The following is a 25,750-nucleotide window of genomic DNA, read 5'->3' as shown; positions in this document are numbered from 1 at the left end:
GAGAGGATTTCCTCGGACGTCAGAGCATAATGCCCTTCAGGTTTCGCACTCTCGCCCTCTGGGGGCCCTCTGAGGTTATCCTCTCGTAGAGGGCCTCGCTCACGAGGGTGAACTGGTACAGGTTCTCGATGCCGTCGAGGTAAAGAACGCCGTTGGATAGGAGCCTGAGACCCAGCCTGGCCAAGGCCGCGGCCAGGGATGACTCGCTCCTCGTCGTTATCGCTCTCCTGTCGCCAACCTCTTCTATACCCCTGCTCACGAGTCTGTATTCAGCGGGAAAAAGCCCTTTCGCGCTGAAGAACTCCTCAAGGGTCACCTTGGCGGTCTCCTCGCTGACGGCATAGACTTTTATGAACTCAACGTTCTCAGCTCTGTCTACACCTACGAACACAACGGCATCACGCCTCTCCTTCGGAACAAGTATATCGTCCATATCCACCGCCGGGAACGCGTTGGTTTAATCAGTTCAAAAAGAAAGGGCCCAGGGGCCTCACCAGAGGCGCTCGTTAGAGACGCTCGTCAGAGGCTCATTGCCCCGAGCAACTCCCCGGTGTCGAGGTTCACTATCCTCACTTCTCTCTTCCTGGTGTCAAGGAGGGCAACGCTCTTCACACCCGTAACGTAGCCGCAGACCTCTCCGGGGTTGACGAGTATGGTCCTGCCCTCCTCGCGTATCTCGTAGCGGTGGGTGTGGCCGACGACAACGACGTCGTAGAGATTGCTCCGGGCCAAAGCCCTGACGAGAACCTCGTTCGTCCCGTGGGTCACCGCGATCTTCATGCCATCCGCCTCGAGCTCAATAAGCTCGTCGTATATGCCAAGAGCCTCGTAGAGGCCCTTTCTCTCACCGTCGTTGTTGCCGAAAACCCCCTTGAGCGGTGCATCGAGTTTCTTAAGCTCCCATGCGACGAAAGGGGCTACGAAGTCGCCGGCGTGGATGACCAGTTCAACGTTTTCCCGGTTAAAGAGGTCGACAGCTTTCCTTATCGCGGGGAGGTTGTCGTGAGTGTCGCTCATTATCCCTATCAGCATGCTCCCACCAGGGGGTAATATGGCGGCTGGGCTTATAGGCTTATCCATCCCCCATCGGATAAGTTTAAGAGCCTCGCGGGGTAGGGGTATATTCGAGAGGGTGGTGTCATGTTCACCGGGAGGGCAGTCATAGCCGTTAAAATCCTTCGCCCCTTCGGCGACTGGAAGACCGGCGATATCGTGCTCATAGAGGATTGGAAAGCGAAGGAGCTCTGGGAAGCGGGGGTTGTTGAGGTAGTTGACGAGACCGACAAGGTCATAGGCGAGATAGACAAGGCCATAGCCGAGGAGCGCTCCAATGAGCCGCTGATGCCCCTTCCAGCCGGACTCTACGAGAGGGCTGCCTTTTACATGTACTACCTTGAGAACTACGTCAGGCTGAACGCTGGCGAGAGTATAGAGACGATAAACGTCAAGCTGACGAAGCTCGCCAACCTGAAGAAGAAGACGGAGCACCTCAAGACGATCCGCTTCAACAAGATCCTGAAGGCCGTTATGTGGCGCCCGAACAGCTTAGAACTTCTCTCCAGGCTCTCCCCAGAGGAGAGGCGGGTTTATCTGCAGCTGTCAAAGATAAGGAATGAATGGCTCGGTGAGGAGTGATGGAAAGGGAGGACATGATAGAGAGGTACGCGAGGTTTTTGAGGGGATACGTTGACGATGAGGGGAGAGAGGTCTACCTCAACAAGCTGAAGGATTTACTGACCCTCACCCCAAAGCGCTCGCTCTCGATAGACTGGACGCATCTCAACTCCTTTGACCCGGAGCTTGCCGCAGAACTGCTGGAGAACCCGGAAGAGAGCATTTTAGCCGCCGAGGATGCAATACAGATAGTCCTCCGCGAGCAGCTCCTCAAGGAGGATGAGTTCAAGGTCCACGCGCGCTTCTTCAACCTCCCAAAGACCCTCCTGGTGAAAGAACTCGGGAGCGAGCACATAAACCGTTTCATCCAGGTCGAGGGGATAATCACGCGTATGAGCGAGGTCAAGCCCTTCGTCGAGAAGGCCGTCTTCGTGTGCAAGGACTGCGGCAACGAGATGATAAGGCTCCAGAGGCCCTACGAGAACCTCGTGAAGCCGGCCAAGTGCGACGCCTGCGGGAGCAGAAACATAGACCTCGATGTGGAGAAGAGCCGCTTCATCAACTTCCAGAGCTTCCGCCTTCAGGACAGGCCAGAGAGCCTTAAGGGCGGCCAGATGCCCCGCTTCGTTGATGCAATACTCCTTGACGACCTCGTGGATACGGCTTTACCAGGAGACCGCGTCCTCGTCACAGGAATCCTGCGCGTCATCCTCGAGCAGAAGGACAAGAGGCCGATCTTCAAAAAGGTCCTGGAGGTCAACCACATCGAACAGCTCAGCAAGGAGATAGAGGAACTCGAGATTTCGCCCGAGGACGAGCAGAAGATTCGCGAGCTGGCCAAGAGGAAGGACATAGTCGATGCCATAGTGGATTCCATCGCCCCCGCTATCTGGGGCCACAAGACCGTGAAGAAGGGCATAGCTTTAGCTCTCTTCGGCGGCGTGCAGAGAACTCTACCTGATGGGACAAAACTGAGGGGAGAGAGCCACGTCCTGCTTGTGGGTGATCCTGGAGTAGCTAAATCTCAAATTCTCCGCTACGTGGCCAATTTGGCCCCAAGGGCGATTTACACGAGTGGTAAGAGCAGTTCTGCGGCCGGTCTTACGGCAGCCGCCGTGAGGGATGAGTTCACAGGTTCTTGGGTTCTGGAAGCGGGTGTTCTCGTCTTAGCGGACGGCGGGTTCGCCTGCCTGCATCCGGACTCAAGGGTTCTCGTTGATGGGAAATACCAGAGAATTGAAGACCTCTTCGAGCTGAGTAAGTCATACAAGGCTCTCTCCAACGGCCAAGTCGTGGACATTCAAGAGAAGGAAATGAAGGTTGTAGCCCTCGACCTTGGAAGCATGAAGACAAAAACTTCAAAGGCCACGATAATCCGCAGGAAGCCATGGAAGGGAGAGCTCCTCAGGATAAGGTTCCGCTCGGGCAGCGAGGTAACCCTAACTCCAGACCACCTCCTGGTTGACGGAAGAACGCTTGAGTGGAAGGAGGCTGAGAAGTTCAGGGTTGGCGATTCGATCATGGCCGTGGATGAGGAGTTAAATCCACGCCGGGATGAAATCATCTCCATCGAAAAGGTTCCCTACGAGGGCTACGTTTACGACCTCTACGTCCCCGGAGAGCACAACTTCGTCGCCGAGGGAATAATCGTCCACAACTGCATAGACGAGTTCGACAAGATGAGCGACAGGGATAGGAGCGCCATACATGAAGCGCTGGAGCAGCAGAGCATCAGCATCAGTAAGGCGGGCATCACGGCAACCCTAAACTCAAGGACAACAGTCATAGCGGCCGCAAACCCGAAGTACGGGCGCTTCAACAGGCACAAGAGCCTCCCGGAGCAACTTGACCTCCCACCCACACTACTCAGCCGTTTTGACCTCATCTTCCTCCTCCTCGACGAGCCGGACGAGAAGGTGGACGCAAGTATAGCAGAGCACATCCTCAAGGTCCGCAGGGGAGAGGCCGAGGCTGTGACGCCGAAGATACCCTACGACCTGCTCAAGAAGTACATAGCCTACGCAAGGAAGAACGTCCACCCCGTCTTAAGCAGGGAAGCCATGGACGAGATAAAGCGCTACTACGTCAGGATGAGGAAGGGCTTCAAGCGCTCGGGAGAGGATGAGGGCGTTCAGCCGATTCCAGTTACTGCAAGGCAACTCGAGGCCCTCATCCGTCTCAGCGAGGCCCATGCGAGGATGCGCCTGAGCGAGACCGTGACGAGGGAGGATGCCAGAGCCGCAATCCAGATAATCGAGGAGATGATAAAGAACGTCGCCACCGACGAGGAGGGGACGCTCGACATCTCGATACTCGAAGTTGGCAAGAGCTCAAAGCAGATAAACAAGATCGACAGGCTCATCGACATCATCAAGAACCTCGAGGGCGAGGGAGAGTTCGGGGCTCCGGAGGAGAAAGTGCTCGAAGCAGCAAAACAGGCCGGAATCGGCACGGAGAGGGACGTCAGGAAGCTCATCGACGACCTCAAGAGGGACGCGAGGATATACGAGCCGAGGGCAGGCTTCTACAGGGTTCTCTGATGGCCCTTTCTCCTCCCATTTCATCCACCACGCCAAAAGGTTATAAACGCCACAGGATAGTTAAGATGGAGGTGAGAGCATGAGCGAGAAGAAGGTTGACTTTTACGATTTCGAAGGACTCCTCGATAAGGCTTACGAGGAACTCCCGGAGAACGTCAAGCATCACGCTTCACGTTTTGAGGTCCCGCCAGCCCAGGTTACGATAGCTGGAAACAGGACAATCATAGAGAACTTCGTGGACATAGCCGAGGCTATGAACCGCGACCCGAGCCACCTGCTCAAGTTCATCCTGCGTGAGGTGGCAACGGCTGGAACGCTCGAGGGGAGGCGCGTCATACTTCAGGGACGCTTTACGCCCTACCTCATAGCCAACAAGATGAAGAAGTACCTCAAGGAGTTCGTCATCTGCCCTGTCTGCGGAAGTCCCGACACCAAGATCATCAAGAAGGGCCGCTTCCACTTCCTCAAGTGTGAGGCCTGTGGAGCCGAAACTCCGATACAGCACATCTGAGCCACCTCCATTCCTTTTTTCTCTGGACTACTGTATACATCCCTTCTTCTGTTCATCTCGCGGCTTTGAAAACCCTTTTAAACTTTACAAACTACAAGTGCCACGCATCAAGCCACTGAGGGGGAGTTCTTATGAGCATGGAGGAAAAGGTCAACGAACTGTATGAAAGGAAGAGGAAAGTTCTCGAAATGGGCGGCGAAACGGCCGTCGAAAAGCAACACGCCAAGGGAAAACTAACCGCCCGCGAGAGGATTGAGAAGCTCCTCGATCCTGGGAGCTTCGTCGAGATTGGAGCGTTTGTGAAGCACCGCGGCACCGAGTTCGGTCTCGACAAGAAGGAACTGCCCGCAGACGGCGTCATAACCGGCTACGGAACCATCGACGGAAGGCTCGTCTTCGTCTACGCCCAGGACTTTACAGTCATGGGCGGTTCGCTCGGTGAGATGCACGCGGCGAAGATAAAGCGCGTCATGGAGCTTGCCCTCGAAGCCGGCGCCCCGGTTATCGGCCTCAACGACTCTGGAGGGGCCAGAATTCAGGAGGGCGTTGACTCGCTCAAGGGCTACGGCGAGATATTCAAGATGAACACCCTTCTGAGCGGTGTGGTTCCGCAGATTACAGCTATTATGGGTCCATGTGCCGGCGGAGCAGTTTACAGCCCTGCCATCGGTGACTTCATCCTCATGGTGGACAACCCGGCCAGCTTCATGTTCATCACTGGCCCACAGGTCGTTAAGGCAGTTACCGGCGTCGAGGTTACGCCGATACAGCTCGGTGGAGCGATGGTCCACGCCCAGCGCTCCGGTCAGGCCCACCTCATAGGGAAGAGCGACGAGGAGGTTCTGGCTCTCATAAGGCGTCTCTTGAGCTATCTGCCGTCAAACAACATGGAGAAGCCGCCGAGGGTTAAGACGAACGATTTACCGTTCAGGAAGACCGAGAACCTCTACAGCATCGTCCCGGATGACCCGAACAAGGGCTACGACGTGAGGCAGGTCATCTACGAGATAGTCGATAGGGACGAGAACGGAAACCCGGACTTCCTTGAGATTCTCCCGTACTTCGCCCCCAACGCTGTTGTTGGCTTCGGAAGGATGAACGGACAGACAGTTGGTATAGTCGCCAACAACCCGATACACTTCGCGGGCGTTCTTGACATAGACAGCTCGGACAAGATAGCGCGCTTCGTGAGAACCTGCGACGCCTTCAACATCCCGATAGTTACACTCGTCGACGTTCCCGGCTACCTGCCGGGCACCCAGCAGGAGTACGGTGGAATCATCAGGCACGGTGCCAAGGTCCTCTACGCCTACGCTGAAGCGACCGTCCCGATGGTGACAGTCATCCTCAGGAAGGCCTACGGCGGAGCATACCTCGCGATGGGAAGCAAGCACCTCGGTGCCGACTTCGTCTACGCGTGGCCCACCGCGGAGATAGCGGTCATGGGGCCGGAAGGAGCCGCGAACATCATATTCAGGAAGGAGATAACTCAGGCAGAGAACCCGGAGGAGGTTCGCCAGCAGAAAATCAAGGAGTACCGCGACAAGTTCGCCAACCCGTACGTTGCCGCGGCAAGGGGCTACATCGACGACGTCATCGATCCAGCCGAGACAAGAGCGAAGATAATCATGTCTCTCGAGGCCCTGGAGAGCAAGCGCGTCAAGCTTCCACCGAAGAAGCATGGCAACATACCGCTGTGAGGTGTTAGCATGACGACTATGGCGGAGTTCATGGAAGGGCTTAACTTAACCGTGCTGGGCGTTACGATAGTCTTCACAGTGCTGGCCATACTCGCGGTGGTCCTCTACGCCGTAGGTTGGGCAGAGAGGAGGCTCGTGGAGAAGGAGGCCAAGACCGCCCCCTCTCCAGCATCCACTCCAGCCCCCGCACCTGAGGCGAAAGAGGAGAAGCCGGCCATACCGCCGAGGGACCTCGCGGTCATAACCGCGGCGGTTTTGGCTTACACCGCCGAGAAGGCAAGCCAGCTCAGGCCCCTGCCGTTTAAGAGGAAGATTTCCGATTCCTGGCGCCTCTACGGCCTTCAGACTCAGATGGAAGATGTTGAGGACTTCAACTACGAGATAGGGAAGTGGTGAAAATGGCCAAGGTCAAAGTCATCGTTGATGGTATAGAATACGAGGTTGAAGTTGAGGAACTCCCGGGAGGAAGGTTTAAGGTAAGCTTTGAGGACAAGGAATACACTGTCGAGGCCAAGGGGCTTGGGATAGACTTTGAAGCTCTAAGTGCACCTGTTCAGGCTTCAACTCCTGCCCCGACTGCCACCCCAAGTGCTCCTTCACCTGCTCCAGCGCCAGTTGCCCCAGCCGCCCCTGCAGCACCGACCCCAGCCCCGGCTGGTGAGGGCGTCGTCACAGCGCCGATGCCAGGAAAAATCCTGAGAATACTCGTCAAAGAGGGGGAGCAAGTAAAGACGGGCCAGGGGTTACTCATCCTTGAGGCTATGAAAATGGAGAACGAGATTCCAGCGCCAAAGGATGGTGTGGTCAAGAAGATTCTCGTGAAGGAAGGCGACACCGTAGACACCGGACAGGCCCTAATAGAGCTCGGGTGAGAACCATGGCTGGACTCGTAGGATCAATAGTGACGTTCTTCCAGGGCATGGGGCTCCTCAACCTCACGTGGGGCAACGTGGTCATGATACTTGTGGGGCTGGCCCTCGTCTACCTGGCCATCCGCTACGAGATGGAGCCCCTCTTGCTGCTCCCGATAGGAATAAGCGCGGTGCTCGTTAACATACCCCTGGGACATCTCGCCAACTGGCCGGTGGCGCCAAACCTACCCGAACACATAGCGGACAACATCTTCTCCACGCTCAGCTACCTGAACCAGCAGTACGGGCCGCCCGGAATCTTCGACATAATCTATTACACCCTCATCAGGACTGAGCTCGTGCCGCTCCTGATATTCTTCGGGCTGGGTGCGATGACCGACTTCGGTCCAATGATAGCAGACCCAAAGACGGCCCTCATGGGCGCGGCGGCTCAGATAGGTGTCTTCATAGCGATGCTCACCGCTCTGGCGCTCGGCTTCAACCTGGACCAGGCGGCTTCGATAGGCATCATCGGCGGTGCCGACGGGCCGACCACCATCTACCTGACGACGAAGCTCGCACCGGAGATACTGGGAGCGACAGCGGTTGCTGCCTACTCCTACATGAGCCTGGTTCCGCTGATACAGCCGCCGATCATCAGGGCAATGACCAGCCCGGAGGAGAGGAAGATAAGGATGGAGCAGCTCAGGCCGGTCTCAAAGCGCGAGAAGATTATCTTCCCAGTAGTTGCCATGATCGTCATCGGCCTCCTCGTCCCCAGCGCCGCTCCGCTGGTTGGAATGCTCATGATTGGCAACCTGTTCAGGGAGAGCGGCGTCGTCGAGCGCTTAAGTAAAGCCGCCCAGGAAGAGCTCATGAACATCGTCACGATCTTCCTCGGACTCGGCGTTGGCTCCACAATGCGCGCCGACAGCTTCCTCACAGCGCAGACCCTCATGATCCTCGGCCTCGGTATAGTGGCCTTCGCCAGCGCCACCGCCGGGGGAGTGCTCTTCGGAAAGCTAATGATGAAGCTCTCCGGAGGAAGGATCAACCCGATGATAGGCGCCGCTGGAGTTTCCGCAGTTCCGATGTCCGCCAGGGTTGTCCAGAGGATAGCCAGTGAGGAAGACCCAGGGAACTTCATCCTCATGCACGCCATGGGGCCGAACGTCGCAGGAGTTATTGGAACCGCCGTTGCCGCAGGTGTTTTCCTTGCCGTTCTCGGCTGACCCTTCTCAACTTTTTGCCAAATTTCAAATGAAAAGCTTAAAATAGGAGGAGGACGCTTTAACTTAAAGCGGTGGTGAAGAAAATGCGTGTGAAGACTTTGATGACTAAGGATCCAGTGGTCATAGAGCTTCCGGCCACGAGGGAGTACGCCCTCGAACTCTTCAGGAAGCACAAGGTTAGGTCATTCCCGGTCATCAACAAGAACACCAAATCCCTCGTGGGCATCATAAGCATAAAGAGGGTTCTCCTCCATCCAGACGAGGACCAGCTTGCCATGCTCATAAGGAGGGACGTTCCAGTTGTCAAGCCTGACGATGACCTCAAGAAGGCAGTCCGTGCCATGCTCGAGATGGACTACAGACGCGTCATTGTCGTTGACGATGAGAACCGCGTTCTCGGCATACTGACCGTTGGAGACATCGTGAGGCGCTACTTGGCGAAAAACGAAAAGCTCAAGGAGGTTACCATAGAGCCGTACTACCAGAGAAACGTGGGCGTGGTGTGGAGGGGAACACCGCTAAAAGCCGCTCTCAAGGCACTTCTACTCTCCAACTCCATGGCAATACCGGTTATAGACGACGAAGGCAACCTCGTTGGCATGGTGGACGAGACAGACCTCCTCAAGGACAGTGAAGTCGTCCGCATTATGAAGCAGACCTCGCTAGCAGCACTGAGTGAAGAGGAGTGGATGCTCGAGAGTAACCCCACTTTACTCTTCGAGAAGGCCGAGCTCCAGCTTCCCAAGAAACCTGTGGGAGAAATAATGAATCCAAACGTTGTGGTGGCCACACCACACATGAGCGTCTACGACGTTGCCCAGAAGATGGTGCAATACCACATCGAGCAGCTGCCCGTCATCAGAGGAGAGGGCGAGCTCGTCGGCATCGTCAGGGACATGGACATCATAAAGGTAATCCTCAACAAGTGAGCGTTTTTAAACCCCTTTTCTCCCCTTCTTAGCGGTGGTACTGGTGAGGGAGGTTAAAGTTTCCCTCTTCGGTTTTGGCAACGTCGGACGCGCCGTGGCGAGGGTTCTCGTCGAGAAGGGAAAGCTCTTCCGGGAAAATTATGGAATGGACTTTAAAGTAGTCAGCATATCGGACACGAGCGGAACGCTCTGGCTCCCCGAGGGCGTTGATCTCAGGGAAGCCCTCCTGGTAAAGGAGACCTTTGGAAAGCTTTCTTCCTGGACAAACGACTATGAGGTCTACAATCTCACTCCCGAGGAAGCAGTTAAGGAAATTGACGCCGATATCGTTATCGACGTAACCAACGTGGAGAACGCCCATGAGTGGCACCTCACCGCGCTCAGGGAAGGGAAGGCCGTCATAACCAGCAACAAGCCGCCGTTGGCTTTTCACTACGCGAAACTTATTGGTGAGGCGGAGAGGAGAAACGTTCCCTACCTCTTTGAGGCGACGGTGATGGCCGGGACACCGATCATTGGCCTTCTTCGCGAGAACTTCCTCGGGGACACCGTCGAGAGGATAGATGCCGTTCTGAACGCGACGACAACATTTATCCTAAGCAGGATGGAGATGGGGCTCCACTTCGAGGAGGCGCTGAGGCAGGCCCAATCCCTTGGAATAGCCGAGAGGGATCCGAGCGGGGACATACTCGGCATAGACGCCGGCTACAAGGCCACAATTCTGCACTGCGTCGCTTTTGGACCGAAAACCTTCGACGATGCGAGGGTAAAGGGCATAGCCGAGATAACGCTGGGAGAAGTCCAGAGAGCCAGGAAGAAAGGAAAAACAATAAGGCTGGTCGCAACTGTCGAGAGGGGAAACATAACCGTCGAGCCGAAGGAGGTGCCGCTGGATAGTCCGCTGTCAGTGGAGAGCCACGAGAACGCGGCGGTGATATGGACCGACCTCCTCGGGGAACTCGTGATAAAAGGAGCTGGTGCAGGGTTGAAAGAAACCGCCAGCGGGGTTGTGAGCGATATTGTGAAGGCTGCTCTCACTATCACGGGAGGGTGATCTTTTTGTTTTCCTTCCATATGACCAGCTCAATTTTTCCAAATCGGTGAGTAATGGCCTGAATTTTTACCGTCCCACACGGAGTTTCTATCTCCTCCGCCTCAAAAAGGGGAAAGGACCTCTTGAGGAAAACCTGCCCACCGGAGTCCTTCAGAATGACGGATGAGGTCGAGTAATCCGGGATAAGGAAAAACGTTTCCGCATCGCACTCAAGTTTAACTGCACGAAATCTGTTGGCCATAACAATAAAGACGACCCCAACAAAGACATTGGGCAGCGAGAACAAAGTGTCCCCTCTCATCACTTCAACCGCAAGCAGTACCACCGACAGAACCAAATATGCCACACCAGTCTTCCAGAACAATTCGTTCCTGAGGGTGATTTTCTCGAGCTTCACAGCAACAGATGGCCATAACCCTTTTTAATCCTTTTTCGAGCCCTTGGTGGTGAAAGCATGGAGCACGTCATAGCGCTCCACCAGGTTTACGCTGAACTAATATTCCGGGGCCTCAAGACCGTGGAGATACGGAAGAGCCGTGCTTTTCAGGAAGGAGACCTCGTTTTCCTCTACGTCGCGAGGGGCAATCCCTACGAGCTTCGCGATACCCTCAGAAGGCTCGGCCTCCACGAAGAGCAGACCCTGACCCAGAGGGGAACGATAGCCGGCGGCTTCGAGGTGGGGGAGGTTATCAAAGCCGACTTAGATACACTGTGGGAGATGACGAAGGAGACGAGCGGCTTAACCCTCGTTCACGGCGAGAATGGGAAGAAGTGGCTTGGAGAATACATACGAGAATACGGCTACGCCTTTACCATAGAGAGACCCTTCCTATTCAAGGAACCCATGAGCAGGGAAGAAATGAAGGAGCGATACGGTATCCATGTGGAGGGAATAATTCATCTCTCGAGGAGGACGAGAAAGGAGTGGGTGAAAAACCTGATAGAGGACCTCCTGACGAGAGAAGTGGTTTACCTCTGAGAGGCCTCTTCTCCGGGCTTTTTCTCAGAGGAATCCTCGGATTTTTCTGAACCCTCTGAATTTCCCTCGGTCTCAAACTCTTCCGGATTTACCTTCACGTAGGGGCCGAGACTGAGGGAGTCTATCTCCTCCTGCGTGAGGAGCCTGCTCTTGACCTTCTCGCCTATCAGCGCGCTATTTCCGAGGGGATCCATTATCCTGATGGTTAGGGGCTTCTTTCCGTCCTTAACGTTCTCGATGTAGTCCATGATCTCGTCCACTTTCTTAACGGCCTCGTCGTCGCCCTCCTGCTCCTTGAAGTGCCTGGTCATTAGAAGGGTCTCGCGAACCCTCTCAAGGACTCCTTCAACGTTGGTGACGAAGCCCTCTGCCGCTGGTCCAGGCTCTATCTTGACGCCTATCTCGTCCAGCTCTATGGTCCCGCTCTTGCTCCTCACGACCCTTGTGAAGAGGTCCTTCTCCTCCTCAACCTTGACCGTGTAGAGCTTCGGCGGTCTGTCCTCGAGTATCATGACGTCCGCGTTTCTGTAACCGCACTTCTCGCAGATTATCGTGCTCTCCATGACCTTACCGAAGTAGGGGATGTCGTGAACGTACTGGATGGCTTTCAGAGTCCCCCTCCCGCCACATATCGGGCAGTCGCCGAGGGATATGACCTGAACGTCATCCGGCTTTAGCTCCTTCTCGCGCTTCTCAGTCATCTCACACCACCAAAGAATAGAACCGAGCTCCCCTTATAAATTCATAGGGGGAGAAAAGCAAAATCACTTGGCGATCCTTATGTCCGACGGGACGAGGATCAGCTTTATCTCGTGCTTGCAGATTTTAGCGGCCTGGCCGCCGAGGGCGTTGACCATGCCCTTAAGCTGTTCCGCCACCTTCTCGAGAACCTCGGGCTTGACCTCGAGCGGGGTAAGGTCGACGAGAACGATGTTGCCGCTCTGGAGCTCCTCGGAGATCCTCTCAAGGTCTGCGTAGCTGGTCACGACTATCTTCTTCAGGTAGCGTATCTGAGGCTTCACTATCTCCTTAGCAAGAACATCCTCCTCGAGAGGGACTACATCGATGTCACGCCTGGAAGCAGAAACCTCCTTTTTAACGGCCGCGGGAGGCTTCCTGGCCGGCTTGGTTTTTGTGTCGTTTTTCTTGAGACTGTCAAACAACCCCATGACTATTCCCCCCAATTAATCGTAAGGGCTGGATTATTTTGGGAATTGGTGTTTATATCTCTTTCTGAAATCCATCATCTGCAAACTCAACCACAATAGGAATGAAGGGTTTTAAAAGCAGGTACTGGAATGAGCAGAGGCCCATAAGGACAAAGAAAAATCACCAAAAGGAAAAGGATCACCCGGCCTTGACGGCCTCAAGAACCTTCTCCCTGAGCTCCGCCGCCTTCTTGATGGCAGTGTCAACGGCGTACATGACCTCCTCGAGCTTAAAGCTTCCCCCTTCACCCTTCTGGACGGAGGATATCATTTCGTTCTCATCGGTGGTGATGGTTATCCTGCCGTCCATGACCATCTCTTCGTCAAGGCTTGGGTCCACGAGCAGGTTGGACCCGATCTTAGCGAACGTGACTGGTATGGGAAGCCTCCTGACGGGGAGGGGCTCGTACTCGTCGAGAACCTCGACCTCGTCGGTCTCCTCATTGTACCTCACTTTCGGCATCTTGGTGCTGAGGAGGGCAGCTATGGCGCCTATTCCGGTCGCGTCGAGGAGGTTGCCGCCGTGGTCGAGAACGTGGACGTCTATGAAGACAACGCGGACGAGCTTGCCCGGCACTATGACGAGCTTCTCAAGCTCAACGGCCTGGCTCTCCCTGATGCCCCTGTCGACGACCCTCGCCAGCTCGATGGCGTTCTCGTCCGGCGGGCCCGGTTCAAAGCTCGGTGAAGCAAGCGGGACGAGCTCGACGTTGGTGGTTATGACACCCCTGTCAGGGAGGTCAGGGAAAGGCTCGCCCATGTCAACCTTTATGCCGACGAGAACCTGGGTGTCCCCGAGCCTGACCCAGGCGGAACCTTCGGCCTTCTCGATGACGTTGACCTTAACTTCGAGGTCGCGGTAATCCTCTAGACCTCTCCCATCTATTCTCCTGCCGTCCTTGAGGAGCTCGAGGATCCTGTCGCGCATGATCCCTGCCATGACTTCCATCTCACTCACCTCCACCGACCTCCTCGGCTATTTTGAGATACTTCTCCTTGAGTGCCTCGCGCTGCTTCTGATAGACGGCCTTGGCTCCCTTGATTGCCAGCCTCACGGCCTCGACGAACTCGTCCTTGGTGAGGTAGCCGTCCATCTGGAGGAGCGTTATGTCGTTCTTGAGCGGCATTATAGCCACTGGAATGTCCGCCTCGCCGTAGTTGTCTTCGTCCTTGTTGAGGTCGAGGACTATCTCCCCGTCTATCTTTCCGGCGGCACAAGCTGCGACGAGGTCCCTCATTGGGACGCCCGCGTCGGCGAGCGCCAGGGAGGCAGCTGTGATGCCGGCGACGCGGGTTCCAGCGTCGGCCTGGAGAACCTCAATGAAGACATCCACCGCTGTCCTCGGGAACATCTCGAGCATGAGAGCCGGCTCGAGCGCTCCCCTTATGACCTTACTTATCTCAACGCTCCTCCTGTCCGGTCCCGGCTTCTTCCTCTCCTCGACGCTGAAGGGGGCCATGTTGTAGCGAACCCTGAGAATCCCCCTGTCAGGCCTCTGGAGGTGCTTGGGGTGAATCTCCCTTGGACCGTAGACAGCAGCCAAAATTTTGTTCTTGCCCCACTCAACGTAGGCAGAACCGTCGGCGTTCTTGAGCACGCCGACCTCCATTTTAATGGGCCTCAGTTCATACTTCTTTCTCCCGTCAAGTCTCTTTCCATTCTCGTCTATGAGCTTTAAACCCTCAGGTCTGCCCATCATTCTCCTTCACCCTCTCCGTTCTTGGGTTCCTCAATCTGCGGTATCTCCTCAATAACTCCCTGCTCTTTGAGCTCCTGAAGTCTAGTGGTGAGGAGCTCCTTGATCCTGTCGGTGAGTCCCTGGGTGTGGCTCTCCCTGTTGACCTTAAGGATGGCCTCTATCGCGAGCTTCTCAAGTTCATCGTTCTTTCCGCTGACCCATACCCAGCCGTTCTGGCCGACTATTATGCGCGTGTTGGTCAGCTTCTTGATGAGGTTTATCATCGAACCGCCCTTGCCGATGAGCCTCGGCACCTTGGAGGGCGTTATTGTTACAAGCTGACCGCCCCTGAGCGGGCCGCCGTGGAAGGGCATGCCCTTCGTGGTAAGGTCTATCTGGTTTATCTCGTTGTAGCCCTTTATCCTGGCGTAGATTATGTCGCCTATGTCGAATATCTTCCTCAGGTCGGTCTTCATGAGATCGATGCGCTCCTCTGTGGCATCCTGAACGCGCAGGCTGGCCTCGTAGGGTGCGCCTATGTCAACGACCCAGTTTGAGAAGCGGACGTCCACTATCTTTCCGAGGACGTTGTCTCCCACCTCAGGCATGTAAGGGCCCTCAAGCGGGATGACCCTTATGGCGTCTCCCCTGACCTCGACCAGCCCCACGACCGTGGAGTATATCCTGTTGCCTTCCCTGAAGGTCCCTCTTCCGTTCTTAAAAGGCCCCTGGGCAAGCAGAGTCCCAGGAACCACAAGCTCCCTTGGCTTAACAAAAATCCTCTTCATAACCCCTTCCTCTCTATAAGTTTAGTTATGGCACTGCCCTTTGTAAGGGCATTAAGCTTCTCGTAAAACTCCTCCTCAACTCCTCCGGGGATCTCAATGAGGAACATCCACGAGCCGTCGCTGGCCCACTCCTCCCTCTTTATGTTCCCGAACTTCCTAACCTCTCCGTAGGCTTTGCCCACGTAGTCGCTCGGTATCTTGACGGCGATGACCTTCATCTCCAGCTTTATCGGGAGGAGCGGTCTGATAGCTTTGATGACCCCCGGAACCTGCGCTTCTGCATCTTTGAAGAGGTCAACGTGAACCCCAGCCTCGTCCATTGCTTTGAGAATCCTGTCGACGGGGTGGGGATAGCCGGTTCTCGGATCAACGGCGTGCCGGTGTATCACCGTCGCTATGTATCGCTTCTTATCCTCAAGCATCTGCCTCCTCTGTTCGGCTGTGAGCTGGACGTCACCCTTGCGGAGAATAACCTTGGCGACCTCGTAGGGGTCGCTGGTGCCGAATATCTTCTCCATCTCGTGCTCGCTGGCCTTGTCACCCTTGTGGGCGTCCTTGAAAATGTAGGGAGTGGCAAGAATCTCCTCTATCGGGACTTCCTTGCCCTCCTTGAAGTCCTTCGCAAGGTATGGGTCGACCAGTATCTCAAAGGTCTCACCGTGCGTCTTCAGACGGGCGATGACGGCCTTATCAACGCTTATGGGCATCGCCCGTCACCTCAGTAGTTCTGGTCGAGTTCGGAGTAGTCCTCTTCCCTCTCCTCGACTTCCTCTTCCTTGACCTCTTCGAGGATTTCAGCAAGGTACTTCTCGATGTCTTCCTTTGACAGTTTCTTCCACCGCTTGTCCTCGGTGGTGATGTATGCTACCTCTATCCCCTCCGCGCTCGGCTCTTCGAGGGTCTTGGCGAGGGCCAGTATGGCGAGCTTTACCGCGCCTTCCCTGTCTATGTCGTCGGTGTAGTGCTCCTCGAAGATGGCCATAGCCACGTTCCTTCCGCTTCCTATTGCAACGGCCTTCCACTCGAAGTATGCACCGCTCGGATCCGTCTCATAAAGTTCGGGCTTGTCGTTGACGCCGGCCATGAGGAGGGCGGCACCGAAGGGCCTCACACCGCCGTACTGGGTGTGGGCCTGCTTGAGGTCGCATATCTTCTTCACCAGAACGGTGAGCGGGACGGGTTCGCCGTAGGTAAGCCTGTAGACCTGGGCCTCAAGTCTGGCCCTGTCGACAAGAACGCGGGCGTCGGCTATTATGCCGCTCGGAGCCGCGGCTATGTGGTCGTCGATCTGGAATATCTTCTCGTAGCTGCTCGGCTCTATGAGCTTGCTGGTTATCCTCTTCTCGACCGCGAGGACGACGCCGTCCTTCCATTTGACGCCGACAGCGGTGGCTCCGCGCTTCACTGCCTCCCTCGCGTAGTTCACCTGGAAAAGCCTTCCATCAGGGCTGAAAACGGTAATAGCCCTGTCGTAGCCGGCCTGTGGTGGTACAAACGCCATTTTACATCACCTCTAAAGGATTATCGTCATTTCTCCTACTCTCTTCCCAGTCAATTTGGACGCGGTCATTAATTAAGCTTTTCTATTCACCCCTCAGAGCAACCAGCGCCATCTTTCTCGCTATCCTGCGCGCGAACTCCAGGGGCAAGAACGCCACGAGGAAGACTATCACAGCCAGAACCAGCGAGGGCTCTCTACCAAGGGGCTGCCATATCATCAGCAGGAACGCGATCAGCATGAGGCCAAGGCCAACCGCCAAAAACCTCTGGTAGCTCCTCTTCATAACCTCCAAGGTCTCACCCATCTCTCCCACCGGGGGCTTTTTATTCCGAACCCGTTTTAAGCCTTTGGTGTTGGCGATGGAGTGTCCCTTCTGCAACCCGGATAAAGAGGCTCTCCTCTACGAGGATGGGCTGATCAGGATACTGATAGACTCCTACCCAGCGAACAGGGGGCACCTGCTGGTCGTCCCGAAGAGGCACGTCGAGAGCTGGGAGGAGCTCAGAGAAGAGGAGAAGCTCGCCCTCCTGAGGGGTATGGAGCTAGCGATGGAGAAGTTAAGGGGGACGCTGAAGCCGGATGGGTTCAACGTGGGCATGAACCTCGGAAGGGCAGCGGGTCAAACCGTTCCCCATCTCCATCTCCACGTGATTCCAAGGTGGGAGGGCGACTGCAGGAGCCCAAGGGGAGGGGTTAGGAAGGCGGTTCTCGACTTGGAGGACGAGAACTTAAACCTAAGGGAGCGCTGGGTGAGGAACAGGCTGAGCGGGGAGGAAATCGAGAGGCTGAGGGCGGCGTTCAGTCGGAAGTGACACCGACAGGATACTTTCTCCCGTTCTTCTCAATCTTCCTTTCAAGCGCTTCACTAAGGTCTATCCCGAGCTCATGGGCGAGCAGGGTGAGGTAGATTACGACATCCGCTATCTCGTCAGCTATGGCCTCCTTCTTCCCCGACTCCTTCACAGCCTCGAGTATCTCCCCATCGCTCTCCCACTGGAAGTGCTCAAGCAGTTCTCCCAGCTCAACTGCGGCAGAGATAGCGAGGTTCTTGGGCGTGTGGTACTTTCGCCAGCCCCTCGCGTCCCTGAACTCGACAAGCCTCCGCTCAAGCTCCTTAAAATCCACCCTATCACCCCACGGTCAGTAAACGTGGGCATCGGCGCTCCCCAGCAGCTCCAGCATTTTAAGGAACTCCCCAAGCTCTTCCCTTGAGAAGTGCTCCTCAGCATCGTCCTCAGGATTGAGCTTTGCGAGCATCTCGCGGGCCTTCATGAGGTCGTCAAGGTCCTCCTGGAGCTCAATAGCCCGCTGGGTGAACTCGTAACTTGTGTGCGGACTCTCGAGGGCCCTCTGCTGATTGGCGACTACCGCTATCTTAAGGTTCGCTATCGTCTCGTCGATAAGCTCGAGCAGTTCTCCAATCTTCATGTTCACCACGGTTTCTATATCTGGGCCAGAGTATTTAAGCCCTACCGAAAAGCTTTTACGCCTCAAGGAAGAAAATCCTATGGTGGTGCAGGGTGGACTTCGACCTCTTCATGGAGAGGTACGGTTACAAGATGCTCTTTGGTCTCTTTGGTCTGGTTCTGCTCGTGATATTCGGAATACTTGGCCTCTACGTCTACGCGGTTGTCAGGCTCTTCGGGCTCTTTGTGGGAGGACTGCTACTGGTTCTGGCACTGGTGTACGCCTTCACTACTGGCCGAAAATTGCTCGATGCCCGGGCGGAGGCCCATGCCAAGTACTTCTATGACTCCCGCCAAGGAAAGAGGCCATGATCCGAAAATTTTTCGAGATTTCTTCCCCCTTTTCGAGCCACAAGTTTTATACTCGCAAAACGAAGCTTCTCCGGTGGTGAATGTGGAAGCGACTAAGGCTTACCCTTCTGATTCGGCTGAGGTAAAAACGGAGAGGCGCGAGAGGAAGCTTCTCATGGGCAACGAGGCGATAGCCTACGGTGCCCTTGAGAGCGGGATTGCTTTCGCGACTGGCTACCCCGGAACGCCCTCGACCGAGGTGGTAGAGACTATAGCGAGGCTTAAGCCAGAGGTTTTCGCCGAGTGGGCTCCCAACGAGAAAGTGGCCTTAGAGGAAGCGGCCGGCGTTGCCTACACCGGGCTGAGAGCCCTCGTCACGATGAAGTGTGTCGGTCTTAACGTCGCCGCCGACCCGCTAATGAGCCTGGCTTATTCTGGAGTTGAGGGCGGTCTCGTTGTCCTCGTGGCGGACGACCCCGGGCCGCACACCTCTCAAACGGAGCAGGACGACAGGTATTATGGTAAAATTTCACTCCTGCCAGTTCTTGAACCCGCTGATCCTCAGGAGGCTCACGACCTCATAAAGTACGCCTACGAGCTGAGCGAGAAATACAAAGTCCCAATAATCTTCCGCACCACAACGAGGGTAAACCACACGACGGCCGATGTGGAGGTAGGCGAGTTTGTCGAACTCGACAGGAAGCCAGTTTTCAAGAAGGACATTGAGAGATACGTTAGGGCCAGCATGGAGGGCAACAGGAAGAGGCATAAGTGGCTCAACGAGACTCTCGCTAAAATCGAGGAGGAGTTCAACTCAATGCCCTTCAACTGGATCGAGGGTAAGGAAGAAGCCAGAATCGGAATAATCGTCGAGGGAGCACCTTACAACTACGTGAGGGAAGTGCTCCCGAAGATCAACGCGGACTTCAAGGTTCTCAAGCTCTCAACACCTCACCCGCTCCCGAGAAAGCTGGTCACTGACTTCCTGAAAACTGTTGATTACGCGATAGTCGTTGAAGACGGCGCACCCTTCCTCGAGGAGGAGGTCAAGATAGCGGCCTACGAGGCCGGCCTAAACGTCCCGATATACGGAAAGAGGACCGGGCATTTGCCACTCGAGGGCGAGCTCACGCCGAGCCTCGTTAGAAACGCCCTGCTGAAGCTCATCGGCGAAGAAGGCGAGGAATACACCAAGCCGGAGGAGGTCGCCCACGCCGAAAGTTTAGCCCCAAAGAGGCCTCCGGTGATGTGCCCCGGCTGTCCGCACCGCGGAAGCTACAGGGCCGCTTTGGACGCCCTTCGTGACCTCAAGCTCGGCCGCTACAAGGTTCCCATACACGGCGATATAGGTTGCTACGCGTTATCGCTTCTCCCGCCGCTTGAAGCGATATGGACGGAATACGTCATGGGCGCGAGCATCAGCCTGGCCAACGGCCAGAGCGTCGTCATGGACAAAAAGATAATAGCGACCATTGGTGACTCAACCTTCTTCCACAACGGAATCCAGCCCCTGATTGACGCCGTCTACAAGAACCTAAACGTCTTGGTGATGATACTCGACAACAGGACGACGGCAATGACTGGCCACCAGCCGCACCCAGGAACAGGAGGAAGCGAAACCGGCAGGAAGTTCAACGAGATTGACATTGAGGCGCTGGTTAAGGCGCTGGGAGTGAAGTACGTCAAGACCGTTGACCCCTACGACCTTAAGGCAACCAGAGAGGCCATAAAGGAGGCCATGCAGGTTGAGGGGCCCGCTGTGATAATAGCGAAGCGCGAGTGCGTCATACCCGTCATAAGGCGCGGCGAGATTGGAGAGAAGCCAGTTGTCATCGAGGACAAGTGCACCGGCTGTAAGGCGTGCATTCTCCTGACTGGCTGTCCAGCATTGGTCTACGACCCTGAGACGAAGAAGGTCCGCATAGACGAACTCATCTGCACCGGTTGCGGCGTCTGCAACCAGACGTGCCCGTTCGAGGCAATAAAGTTCCCGAACGAGCTGGAGAGAGGGGCTTAGCCCCTCATTCCCTCCACACTTCCAGAACCATGTACCTCCTCACAAGCGGGTTCGGATAGAGTTCCCAGCCGATTCCATCGGTATCTGCCTCAATCTCCCCGAAGAGGCCGCCCTCGCGCGGGTCGAGGCTTTCCCCGTAGATTTGTCCGGGCTTTATCTCGACCTTCATATAGCGTGGAAGGCCCACCATAACTTTCCCGTTCTCCCTCGCGTAGTCGATCGCCCACTTCGCCGTGTATATTCCGGAGTAGATCTCGGCTATCCTCACCGGGACGCTCCACTTGCCGATCGCTATGATCTCGATGCCGGTTTCCTCCCAGAACTTCTTTGCTAAGGGCTGTAAATCCTTCGCGAGGTCCTTCCACACTTCCTTTCCGCGGTCTGTTATCGTTAGGGCATCGATGGTAGGCTCGTCGAGCTTCCTGACCTCTATTCCGCCTATCGTCGAGTCGAGGTGAATCACATCAGGCTTGACTTCCCTCGCCAGTTCAACCGCTAAAAACGCCTCGTCCCTAACCGCCTGCCTGCCGCTCATGTCGTAGTTGAACGGGTCGGCGTACCTTACCGCGCTGAGCGTTGCCGTCCTGTAGGGTTTCTCGACGAGGACCGCAGCCGTCGCTATGAGTCCAACCGGCTCGTAATCCTCGGTCAGCAGTGCACCCCCTGTATCAGCGGCCACAAACTTCATCGAAACCACCATTAACGGGCAATTACCAATATACACCCTGGGACATAGTATGTGGTGGTGAAAGCGGTGGGTATGTTAACTGATGTTATTTATGAAGCTTTGGGTAGCTACATAGATGACCTGAGCGGCTCGATACACCTCGGGACCGCCAGGGGAAAGGCGGTTCTGTACCTGGACGGTGAATACCCCCTCACCCCCGCAGGACGGGACATTACCCTTTATCAACGTTTTCTACACTGAAGGGGGGCTGGAGCTGGTTGGATTCTGGGATAACGGCGGTAGAGAAGCGCTCCTCCTGAGAATGAAGCCAGGGGATGTCAGCGTGAAAGAGTCCACTGGGGAGGTTGAGATAACGTTCCCGTCCCAAACGGGCGCGCTGGTGGTGGTCACTCTCTACGGAAACCGCGGGTTTGCAGAGACCCTAAAAAGCGCGGTTGAGGCGTGCAGGCAAAGCGAGAACGTAGAAGAGAGGCTAATATCATCGAGGAGGATTCCCTCTAGAGGACAGAGCTTCCCGAGGGAAAAGTAAGCGAAAGCCTTTTTCATGAACCTCTTTTCATTTGTCACCCCACACAGCCTTTATAAGGAAGACGTTAATAAAACCCCCGAGGGGCCATGCGGACAGAGACCATCGCGTGGAGCATCGCGGTTATAATCATCCTCTACATAGCCTGGAAAACGGTAAGCCCACTGGTCACACCCATATTCTTCGGCGTTGTCCTCGCCTACGCTTCATACCCCATCCACCGCAGGCTGGCTGTGAGAACGGGTAAGAAAGAATCGGCCGCCCTCCTCACCCTGGTCACCGTCGGTCTCGGCGGAATGGTGACATTTGAGCTCATCAAGATATCCGTCCAGGTGGCGGTTTCATTCTACAACAGCACCGTCGACGTCTTCAGCTGGATCATGGCACAACCGCTTCCACAGGATGTGCTCGAGTTCATACAGCGCTTCTTCAACCAGCTGATCCCAAGACTCTCGGAATACATCTCAAGGGGTGCCTTCTCGCTGCCGATGTACCTCCTCCAGCTCCTTGTGTTCCTGCTCACCTTCTACTACACGCTCGCATACTCCGGGGAAATCTACAGGCAGATAGTGCTCTCCCTGCCGGAGAGAAACCGCCACATAGGTGAAGAGATACTTGAGAGCCTCAACAAGACCCTTGGGGCGCTCGTCAGGGCATGGCTCGTCCTCAATGTCATAAAAGGCGCCCTCATGACAATCGGCTTTATAATATTCGGGGTCTCCGACCTCTACACCGCCATAGTGGCAGGCTTTCTGACCTTCCTTTTCAGCTTCATACCCCTCTTTGAGGGCTGGATGATATGGCTCGCGGCTACGGCCTACTTCGCCGTGAACGGCGCCTACCTGCGCGCTGTCGGGATAGCGCTCTACGGGTTATTTCTCGTCTCCCCGATGCCGGACTACACGGTAAGGCCCATGATGGTGGCCCGGGACACCAACCTCGACGAGACGCTCGTTTTCATTGGAATGATAGGCGGCACCTGGGCCATGGGGGTAAAGGGGCTGATAATAGGGCCGATAGTCCTCAACCTGCTCCTGGTCCTCCTGAAGGAGTGGAAGAGGATTGTGTCGGCTAAAGAACCTTCACACCAGCCCTCTCCATCTCCCTCAGCGCCTTCTCCTCATCCTCAGGATTAATGCCCTTCACAGCATCGCTGAGGAGGTAGGTCTCAAAGCCGTGTTTGATAGCGTCGAGGGCAGTCGCCTTCACGCAGTACTCGGTGGCAACGCCGCAGACGTAGACCCTCTTCACGCCGTTCTTTCTCAGGATTTCGGCGAGCTCTGTGCCCTCGAAGCCGGAGTAAGCTTCCTTGTCAGGCTCGGTGGCCTTGGAGATTATCACGGCATCGGAGGGGAGATCTACAACGAACTCGGCACCAGGGGTGTTCCGGACGCAGTGCGCCGGCCACGGCCCGCCCTGCTCTTTAAAGCTTATGTGGTTCTCCGGGTGCCAGTCGCGGGTAGCGACTATGAGCGCCCCGCGCTTCCTGAACTCTTCGATGTAGTGGTTGCACCACGGGATTATCCTGTCCCCATCCGGAACCGGGAGCGCTCCCCCTGGCATGAAATCGCGCTGCATGTCAACAACGATCAGTGCCTCCTCCGGCATGGTACCACCCTAAAAGAGTTCGGTGGGGAACTTAAAAATCATTTTTGAATGATAGAGCAATCATGAAGCAACTAAAAAGAGGGTGCTGTTCTCATAACTCAAGCCTCTCCCTGAAGCGGGCCATGTCAACCCCTTTGTCCATGCCGAAGAGGTAGGCGAGCACCTTTTTGTCCAGGTCGCCGTAGCGCTCCCTCATACCGTTTATCCCGTCAATTACGTCCGCACGCTCCCAGCCGAGTGAGCTCGCTATGTGCTCCACCATCTCCTCGAAGAGGTCACCCCCCTTCCTCTCCTCATCAAGCGCGGCTTCATTCACGACCAGTTTTCCGTCCCTCTCGGTAAGGAGCCCGCTCTTCACGGCCTCGGCTATGAACTCCTTGGCCTCCTTAACCCCCATTATCCGCAGGCTGAAGGAGAGTATACCGACCAGCTCGCTCTTCGTGAACTCAGTTGAGCCCTTATAGTCAACCGCACGCTTAAGCGGGTGCATAGGCATCTAACTTTTTTAGGGTGCTGGAATAGATAAACTTTTGCCTCCAACGGTGAACGGACCCCAATGGATTGGAGGTGGTTGAGATGGAGCAGAGGACGCACAGGCTGACCTCGGAGAGGCTGGTTGGAAAGCCGCTCAAACTTGAACCCGGCTACGCGGAAGTGGAGCTCAGGACGACGAAGGAGATGGCGGTTGACGAGTACGGCCTCGTTCACGGCGGCTTCACCTTTGGCTTAGCAGACTACGCCGCGATGCTCGCTGTGAACGAGCCGACAGTGGTCCTTGGAAAGGCGGAGGTGAAGTTCCTCAAGCCGGTTAAAGCTGGGGAGATTTTGACGGCGAAGGCAAGAGTTCTCGAAAGCAATGAGGGGGGTGTGGGGGACGGAACGTCCCCCCGGAGAAAGAAGCTCGTGAAGGCGGAGGTTTTCAACGAGAGAAACGAGAAGGTCTTCGAGGGGACGTTCCACTGCTACGTCCTGGAGAGGCACGTGCTCGAGTGATCCAAAATTTTTTATAGCACTATATCGAATTTCGATATCGGTGTTCGATATGATGCGCCGAGTGCTCTTGGGGTTCATGGGGATTCACATCCTTCACCACGCGAGCAGGGGAGAGGTAACCGGGACCTTCATGATGGCGGAGTTGAGCAGGCACGGTTACAAGGTCAGCCCGGGAACCATCTACCCCCTCCTCCACAAAATGGAGGAGATGGGCCTCCTGAGGAGCAGAACAGAGGTTAGAAACGGTAGGCGGGTGAGGCTCTACAGGGCAACGCCCAAAGGTGAGGAACTCCTCGAGGAGGCGAGAGAGAAGGTTAGGGAACTGTGCACCGAGATCCTGGGTGATTGATATGGAAGAGAAGGAGCGCAAAATCTTTGGAATAAGCTGGAACGTCTTCCTGCTCGGAATAGTGAGCTTCCTGAACGACATGAGCAGCGAGATGATAAACCCGATAGTGCCGAGCTATCTCACCGGTGTCCTCAGGGAGGGCCAGCTGGTCAGCGGCTCCGTGATGGGAGCGATAGAGAGCATGAGCTCCCTCTTCAAGGTGGCCTTCGGCTACGTCAGCGACCGCTTTAGAAAAAGGAAGGCCTTCGTTTTAGCCGGTTACGCGCTCTCGACCCTCGCCAAGGGTGCCCTCGCTTTTACTCGCTACTGGTGGGACTTTCTAACGCTGCGCGCCCTAGACAGGGTGGGCAAGGGCATAAGGACGGCACCGAGGGACGCGCTCATAGCGGAGTCGAGCGAGAAGGGGAAGAGCGGCAAGTCCTTCGGCTTCCACAGGATGATGGACACGCTTGGAGCTGTGGCCGGTCCTCTCGCTGCCATAGCCCTCATTGAGCTCCTCAGGGGTCTGCCGAAGGAGACGATGTACCGTTATATCTTCCTGCTATCTGCGATTCCCGGCCTCCTATCGCTCTTCGTTATAGTCCTCTTCGTCAGGGACCGGGGAAGCGAGGTAAAGAAAAAGATCAAGGGCATCTCCACGCTGAGGAGCAGAGGCTTACAGCTCTTCCTTGCCGTCGTTGCGGTGGGAGCTCTCGGCAGGTACAGCTACGCCTTCACACTCTGGAAGGCGGAGGAGCTCGGCTTTACCGTCGTCCAGGGGATAGCGTTCTACGCCCTCTTCAACCTCATCTACGCCCTCTCGGCATACCCGCTCGGCGTCGTCTCGGACAGCTTCGGCAAGAAGAGGCTCATAACCATAGGCTTCCTCGTTGCGACGCTGGCCTCTTTAGCCTTCGCCTACGCGAGGGACTTCTACACGCTTGTTGTGGCCTTCGTCCTCTACGGGGTCTACATAGCCATAGAGGACACCATCCCGAGGGCATACATGGCGGATTTAGCGGGGGAGCACGAGAAGGGGACGATAATAGGTGCCTACCACACCGTCTTTGGCCTCTTCGTCTTCCCCGCCTCGGTCATAGCGGGCTACCTGTGGCAGGCCCGCTCCCTCGAGCTCGCATTCACCTACGCCGCCCTGATGAACGCCCTCGCTTTTGTCATGATGTTTTTCGTTCCGGAATCTCATTGACATTTTTCCCATTTTTAGTGCCTTTTTCGGTGGAATTTTG

Annotated in this window: 34 protein-coding genes; 18 read left to right on the top strand and 16 right to left on the bottom strand. The window is 55.8% G+C overall.

Going from position 1 to position 25,750, the window contains the following annotated elements; translation table 11 throughout:
* Nucleotides 1–19 precede the first annotated feature (19 nt).
* Complete coding sequence (locus A3L08_RS10100; protein ID WP_232461764.1) at nucleotides 20–433, bottom strand: hypothetical protein; 414 nt, start codon at nucleotides 431–433, stop codon at nucleotides 20–22.
* Between the two features lie 86 nt (nucleotides 434–519).
* A complete protein-coding gene (locus A3L08_RS03945; protein WP_088853796.1) occupies nucleotides 520–1,032 on the bottom strand; it encodes a metallophosphoesterase in 513 nt (170 codons plus the stop codon).
* Nucleotides 1,033–1,140: 108 nt separating this feature from the next.
* On the opposite strand from A3L08_RS03945, the gene A3L08_RS03940 reads away from it, so the two are divergent.
* The 9 genes from A3L08_RS03940 (at nucleotide 1,141) to A3L08_RS03900 (ending at nucleotide 10,431) form a co-directional block, all read left to right on the top strand.
* On the top strand, nucleotides 1,141–1,635 hold the full coding sequence (locus A3L08_RS03940) for a hypothetical protein (protein ID WP_088853795.1): 495 nt from the start codon (nucleotides 1,141–1,143) through the stop codon (nucleotides 1,633–1,635).
* Entirely contained in the window at nucleotides 1,635–4,154 is a 2,520-nt protein-coding gene (locus A3L08_RS03935; RefSeq protein ID WP_088853794.1) for a hypothetical protein, read from the top strand. The genes A3L08_RS03940 and A3L08_RS03935 overlap by 1 nt, the downstream gene beginning before the upstream one ends.
* A gap of 79 nt (nucleotides 4,155–4,233) precedes the next feature.
* Nucleotides 4,234–4,665, top strand: coding sequence for a translation initiation factor IF-2 subunit beta (locus A3L08_RS03930; RefSeq protein WP_088853793.1), 432 nt, complete (start codon nucleotides 4,234–4,236; stop codon nucleotides 4,663–4,665).
* 131 nt (nucleotides 4,666–4,796) lie between these two features.
* Entirely contained in the window at nucleotides 4,797–6,365 is a 1,569-nt protein-coding gene (locus tag A3L08_RS03925; protein ID WP_088853792.1) for a carboxyl transferase domain-containing protein, read from the top strand.
* 9 nt (nucleotides 6,366–6,374) lie between these two features.
* Nucleotides 6,375–6,761: an OadG family protein gene (locus A3L08_RS03920; protein ID WP_394335136.1), complete on the top strand. Its 387-nt coding sequence runs from the start codon at nucleotides 6,375–6,377 to the stop codon at nucleotides 6,759–6,761.
* A gap of 2 nt (nucleotides 6,762–6,763) precedes the next feature.
* Nucleotides 6,764–7,237: an acetyl-CoA carboxylase biotin carboxyl carrier protein subunit gene (locus A3L08_RS03915; protein ID WP_088853791.1), complete on the top strand. Its 474-nt coding sequence runs from the start codon at nucleotides 6,764–6,766 to the stop codon at nucleotides 7,235–7,237.
* 5 nt (nucleotides 7,238–7,242) lie between these two features.
* Nucleotides 7,243–8,448 carry a sodium ion-translocating decarboxylase subunit beta gene (locus A3L08_RS03910; protein ID WP_088853790.1) on the top strand — a complete coding sequence of 402 codons (1,206 nt, stop codon included), beginning with the start codon at nucleotides 7,243–7,245 and terminating at the stop codon, nucleotides 8,446–8,448.
* Nucleotides 8,449–8,531: 83 nt separating this feature from the next.
* Entirely contained in the window at nucleotides 8,532–9,377 is an 846-nt protein-coding gene (locus A3L08_RS03905) for a CBS domain-containing protein (protein ID WP_088853789.1), read from the top strand.
* A 43-nt stretch (nucleotides 9,378–9,420) separates the two neighbouring features.
* The gene (locus tag A3L08_RS03900; protein ID WP_088853788.1) at nucleotides 9,421–10,431 is read left to right on the top strand and encodes a homoserine dehydrogenase; all 1,011 of its coding nucleotides are present in this window, start codon (nucleotides 9,421–9,423) and stop codon (nucleotides 10,429–10,431) included.
* On the opposite strand, the gene A3L08_RS03895 is transcribed toward A3L08_RS03900, so the two are convergent.
* Nucleotides 10,418–10,828, bottom strand: a complete 411-nt coding sequence (locus A3L08_RS03895) for a hypothetical protein (RefSeq protein WP_088853787.1) — start codon at nucleotides 10,826–10,828, stop codon at nucleotides 10,418–10,420. The two genes, A3L08_RS03900 and A3L08_RS03895, sit on opposite strands and share 14 nt — an antisense overlap.
* 57 nt (nucleotides 10,829–10,885) lie before the next feature.
* Between A3L08_RS03895 and A3L08_RS03890 the strand changes: the two genes are divergently transcribed.
* A complete protein-coding gene (locus tag A3L08_RS03890) occupies nucleotides 10,886–11,410 on the top strand; it encodes an ASCH domain-containing protein (protein ID WP_088853786.1) in 525 nt (174 codons plus the stop codon).
* On the opposite strand, the gene A3L08_RS03885 is transcribed toward A3L08_RS03890, so the two are convergent.
* From A3L08_RS03885 to A3L08_RS03850, 8 genes are all read right to left on the bottom strand, one after another.
* Nucleotides 11,401–12,111 carry a ZPR1 zinc finger domain-containing protein gene (locus tag A3L08_RS03885; protein WP_088853785.1) on the bottom strand — a complete coding sequence of 237 codons (711 nt, stop codon included), beginning with the start codon at nucleotides 12,109–12,111 and terminating at the stop codon, nucleotides 11,401–11,403. The genes A3L08_RS03890 and A3L08_RS03885 overlap by 10 nt on opposite strands.
* Before the next feature lie 63 nt (nucleotides 12,112–12,174).
* Nucleotides 12,175–12,579, bottom strand: coding sequence for a cell division protein SepF (locus A3L08_RS03880; RefSeq protein WP_088853784.1), 405 nt, complete (start codon nucleotides 12,577–12,579; stop codon nucleotides 12,175–12,177).
* 178 nt (nucleotides 12,580–12,757) lie between these two features.
* Nucleotides 12,758–13,567 (bottom strand): exosome complex protein Rrp42, encoded by an 810-nt coding sequence (gene rrp42 / locus A3L08_RS03875; protein WP_088853783.1) that lies wholly within the window; start codon nucleotides 13,565–13,567, stop codon nucleotides 12,758–12,760.
* Between the two features lies 1 nt (nucleotide 13,568).
* On the bottom strand, nucleotides 13,569–14,318 hold the full coding sequence (gene rrp41, locus A3L08_RS03870; protein WP_088853782.1) for an exosome complex exonuclease Rrp41: 750 nt from the start codon (nucleotides 14,316–14,318) through the stop codon (nucleotides 13,569–13,571).
* Nucleotides 14,315–15,085 (bottom strand): exosome complex RNA-binding protein Rrp4, encoded by a 771-nt coding sequence (gene rrp4, locus A3L08_RS03865; protein WP_088853781.1) that lies wholly within the window; start codon nucleotides 15,083–15,085, stop codon nucleotides 14,315–14,317. Before rrp4 ends, rrp41 begins: the two co-directional genes overlap by 4 nt.
* Nucleotides 15,082–15,792, bottom strand: coding sequence for a ribosome assembly factor SBDS (locus A3L08_RS03860; protein ID WP_088853780.1), 711 nt, complete (start codon nucleotides 15,790–15,792; stop codon nucleotides 15,082–15,084). Before A3L08_RS03860 ends, rrp4 begins: the two co-directional genes overlap by 4 nt.
* 11 nt (nucleotides 15,793–15,803) lie before the next feature.
* Nucleotides 15,804–16,586, bottom strand: coding sequence for an archaeal proteasome endopeptidase complex subunit alpha (gene psmA / locus A3L08_RS03855; protein WP_088853779.1), 783 nt, complete (start codon nucleotides 16,584–16,586; stop codon nucleotides 15,804–15,806).
* Nucleotides 16,587–16,668: 82 nt separating this feature from the next.
* A complete protein-coding gene (locus A3L08_RS03850) occupies nucleotides 16,669–16,890 on the bottom strand; it encodes a hypothetical protein (RefSeq protein ID WP_088853778.1) in 222 nt (73 codons plus the stop codon).
* A gap of 55 nt (nucleotides 16,891–16,945) precedes the next feature.
* Here A3L08_RS03850 and A3L08_RS03845 point away from each other — a divergent pair, with 55 nt between their 5' ends.
* Complete coding sequence (locus A3L08_RS03845) at nucleotides 16,946–17,398, top strand: HIT family protein (RefSeq protein ID WP_088853777.1); 453 nt, start codon at nucleotides 16,946–16,948, stop codon at nucleotides 17,396–17,398.
* Here the strand turns inward: A3L08_RS03845 and A3L08_RS03840 are convergent.
* Nucleotides 17,385–17,711 (bottom strand): nucleotide pyrophosphohydrolase, encoded by a 327-nt coding sequence (locus A3L08_RS03840; RefSeq protein WP_088853776.1) that lies wholly within the window; start codon nucleotides 17,709–17,711, stop codon nucleotides 17,385–17,387. The genes A3L08_RS03845 and A3L08_RS03840 overlap by 14 nt on opposite strands.
* Nucleotides 17,712–17,726: 15 nt before the next feature.
* On the bottom strand, nucleotides 17,727–18,014 hold the full coding sequence (locus tag A3L08_RS03835) for a hypothetical protein (protein WP_088853775.1): 288 nt from the start codon (nucleotides 18,012–18,014) through the stop codon (nucleotides 17,727–17,729).
* Between the two features lie 92 nt (nucleotides 18,015–18,106).
* Here A3L08_RS03835 and A3L08_RS03830 point away from each other — a divergent pair, with 92 nt between their 5' ends.
* The gene (locus tag A3L08_RS03830) at nucleotides 18,107–18,364 is read left to right on the top strand and encodes a hypothetical protein (RefSeq protein ID WP_088853774.1); all 258 of its coding nucleotides are present in this window, start codon (nucleotides 18,107–18,109) and stop codon (nucleotides 18,362–18,364) included.
* An 82-nt stretch (nucleotides 18,365–18,446) separates the two neighbouring features.
* Nucleotides 18,447–20,360, top strand: coding sequence for an indolepyruvate ferredoxin oxidoreductase subunit alpha (gene iorA / locus A3L08_RS03825; RefSeq protein ID WP_088853773.1), 1,914 nt, complete (start codon nucleotides 18,447–18,449; stop codon nucleotides 20,358–20,360).
* A 4-nt stretch (nucleotides 20,361–20,364) separates the two neighbouring features.
* Here iorA and A3L08_RS03820 read toward each other — a convergent pair whose 3' ends face one another.
* The gene (locus tag A3L08_RS03820) at nucleotides 20,365–21,048 is read right to left on the bottom strand and encodes a DUF4152 family protein (RefSeq protein ID WP_088853772.1); all 684 of its coding nucleotides are present in this window, start codon (nucleotides 21,046–21,048) and stop codon (nucleotides 20,365–20,367) included.
* Between the two features lie 178 nt (nucleotides 21,049–21,226).
* Here A3L08_RS03820 and A3L08_RS09885 point away from each other — a divergent pair, with 178 nt between their 5' ends.
* Both A3L08_RS09885 and A3L08_RS03810 read left to right on the top strand, forming a co-directional pair.
* Complete coding sequence (locus A3L08_RS09885; protein WP_157721583.1) at nucleotides 21,227–21,577, top strand: hypothetical protein; 351 nt, start codon at nucleotides 21,227–21,229, stop codon at nucleotides 21,575–21,577.
* A gap of 86 nt (nucleotides 21,578–21,663) precedes the next feature.
* Nucleotides 21,664–22,710 (top strand): AI-2E family transporter, encoded by a 1,047-nt coding sequence (locus tag A3L08_RS03810; RefSeq protein WP_088853770.1) that lies wholly within the window; start codon nucleotides 21,664–21,666, stop codon nucleotides 22,708–22,710.
* Here A3L08_RS03810 and A3L08_RS03805 read toward each other — a convergent pair.
* Both A3L08_RS03805 and A3L08_RS03800 read right to left on the bottom strand, forming a co-directional pair.
* On the bottom strand, nucleotides 22,646–23,182 hold the full coding sequence (locus A3L08_RS03805) for a nicotinamidase (protein WP_088853769.1): 537 nt from the start codon (nucleotides 23,180–23,182) through the stop codon (nucleotides 22,646–22,648). The two genes, A3L08_RS03810 and A3L08_RS03805, sit on opposite strands and share 65 nt — an antisense overlap.
* A gap of 91 nt (nucleotides 23,183–23,273) precedes the next feature.
* The gene (locus A3L08_RS03800) at nucleotides 23,274–23,678 is read right to left on the bottom strand and encodes a DUF2240 family protein (RefSeq protein ID WP_335755216.1); all 405 of its coding nucleotides are present in this window, start codon (nucleotides 23,676–23,678) and stop codon (nucleotides 23,274–23,276) included.
* An 80-nt stretch (nucleotides 23,679–23,758) separates the two neighbouring features.
* Between A3L08_RS03800 and A3L08_RS03795 the strand changes: the two genes are divergently transcribed.
* From A3L08_RS03795 to A3L08_RS03785, 3 genes are read left to right on the top strand one after another with little or no spacing between them, the layout of a single operon-like run.
* Nucleotides 23,759–24,175, top strand: a complete 417-nt coding sequence (locus A3L08_RS03795) for a PaaI family thioesterase (protein ID WP_088853767.1) — start codon at nucleotides 23,759–23,761, stop codon at nucleotides 24,173–24,175.
* A 49-nt stretch (nucleotides 24,176–24,224) separates the two neighbouring features.
* Nucleotides 24,225–24,524 carry a PadR family transcriptional regulator gene (locus A3L08_RS03790; protein ID WP_088853766.1) on the top strand — a complete coding sequence of 100 codons (300 nt, stop codon included), beginning with the start codon at nucleotides 24,225–24,227 and terminating at the stop codon, nucleotides 24,522–24,524.
* A 1-nt stretch (nucleotide 24,525) separates the two neighbouring features.
* Entirely contained in the window at nucleotides 24,526–25,710 is a 1,185-nt protein-coding gene (locus tag A3L08_RS03785) for an MFS transporter (protein ID WP_088853765.1), read from the top strand.
* Nucleotides 25,711–25,750 lie beyond the last annotated feature (40 nt).

It is taken from the genome of Thermococcus pacificus (genome assembly GCF_002214485.1).
In the GTDB taxonomy this organism is placed as follows: domain Archaea; phylum Methanobacteriota_B; class Thermococci; order Thermococcales; family Thermococcaceae; genus Thermococcus; species Thermococcus pacificus.
This window is presented reverse-complemented; position numbering and strand designations above follow the sequence as displayed.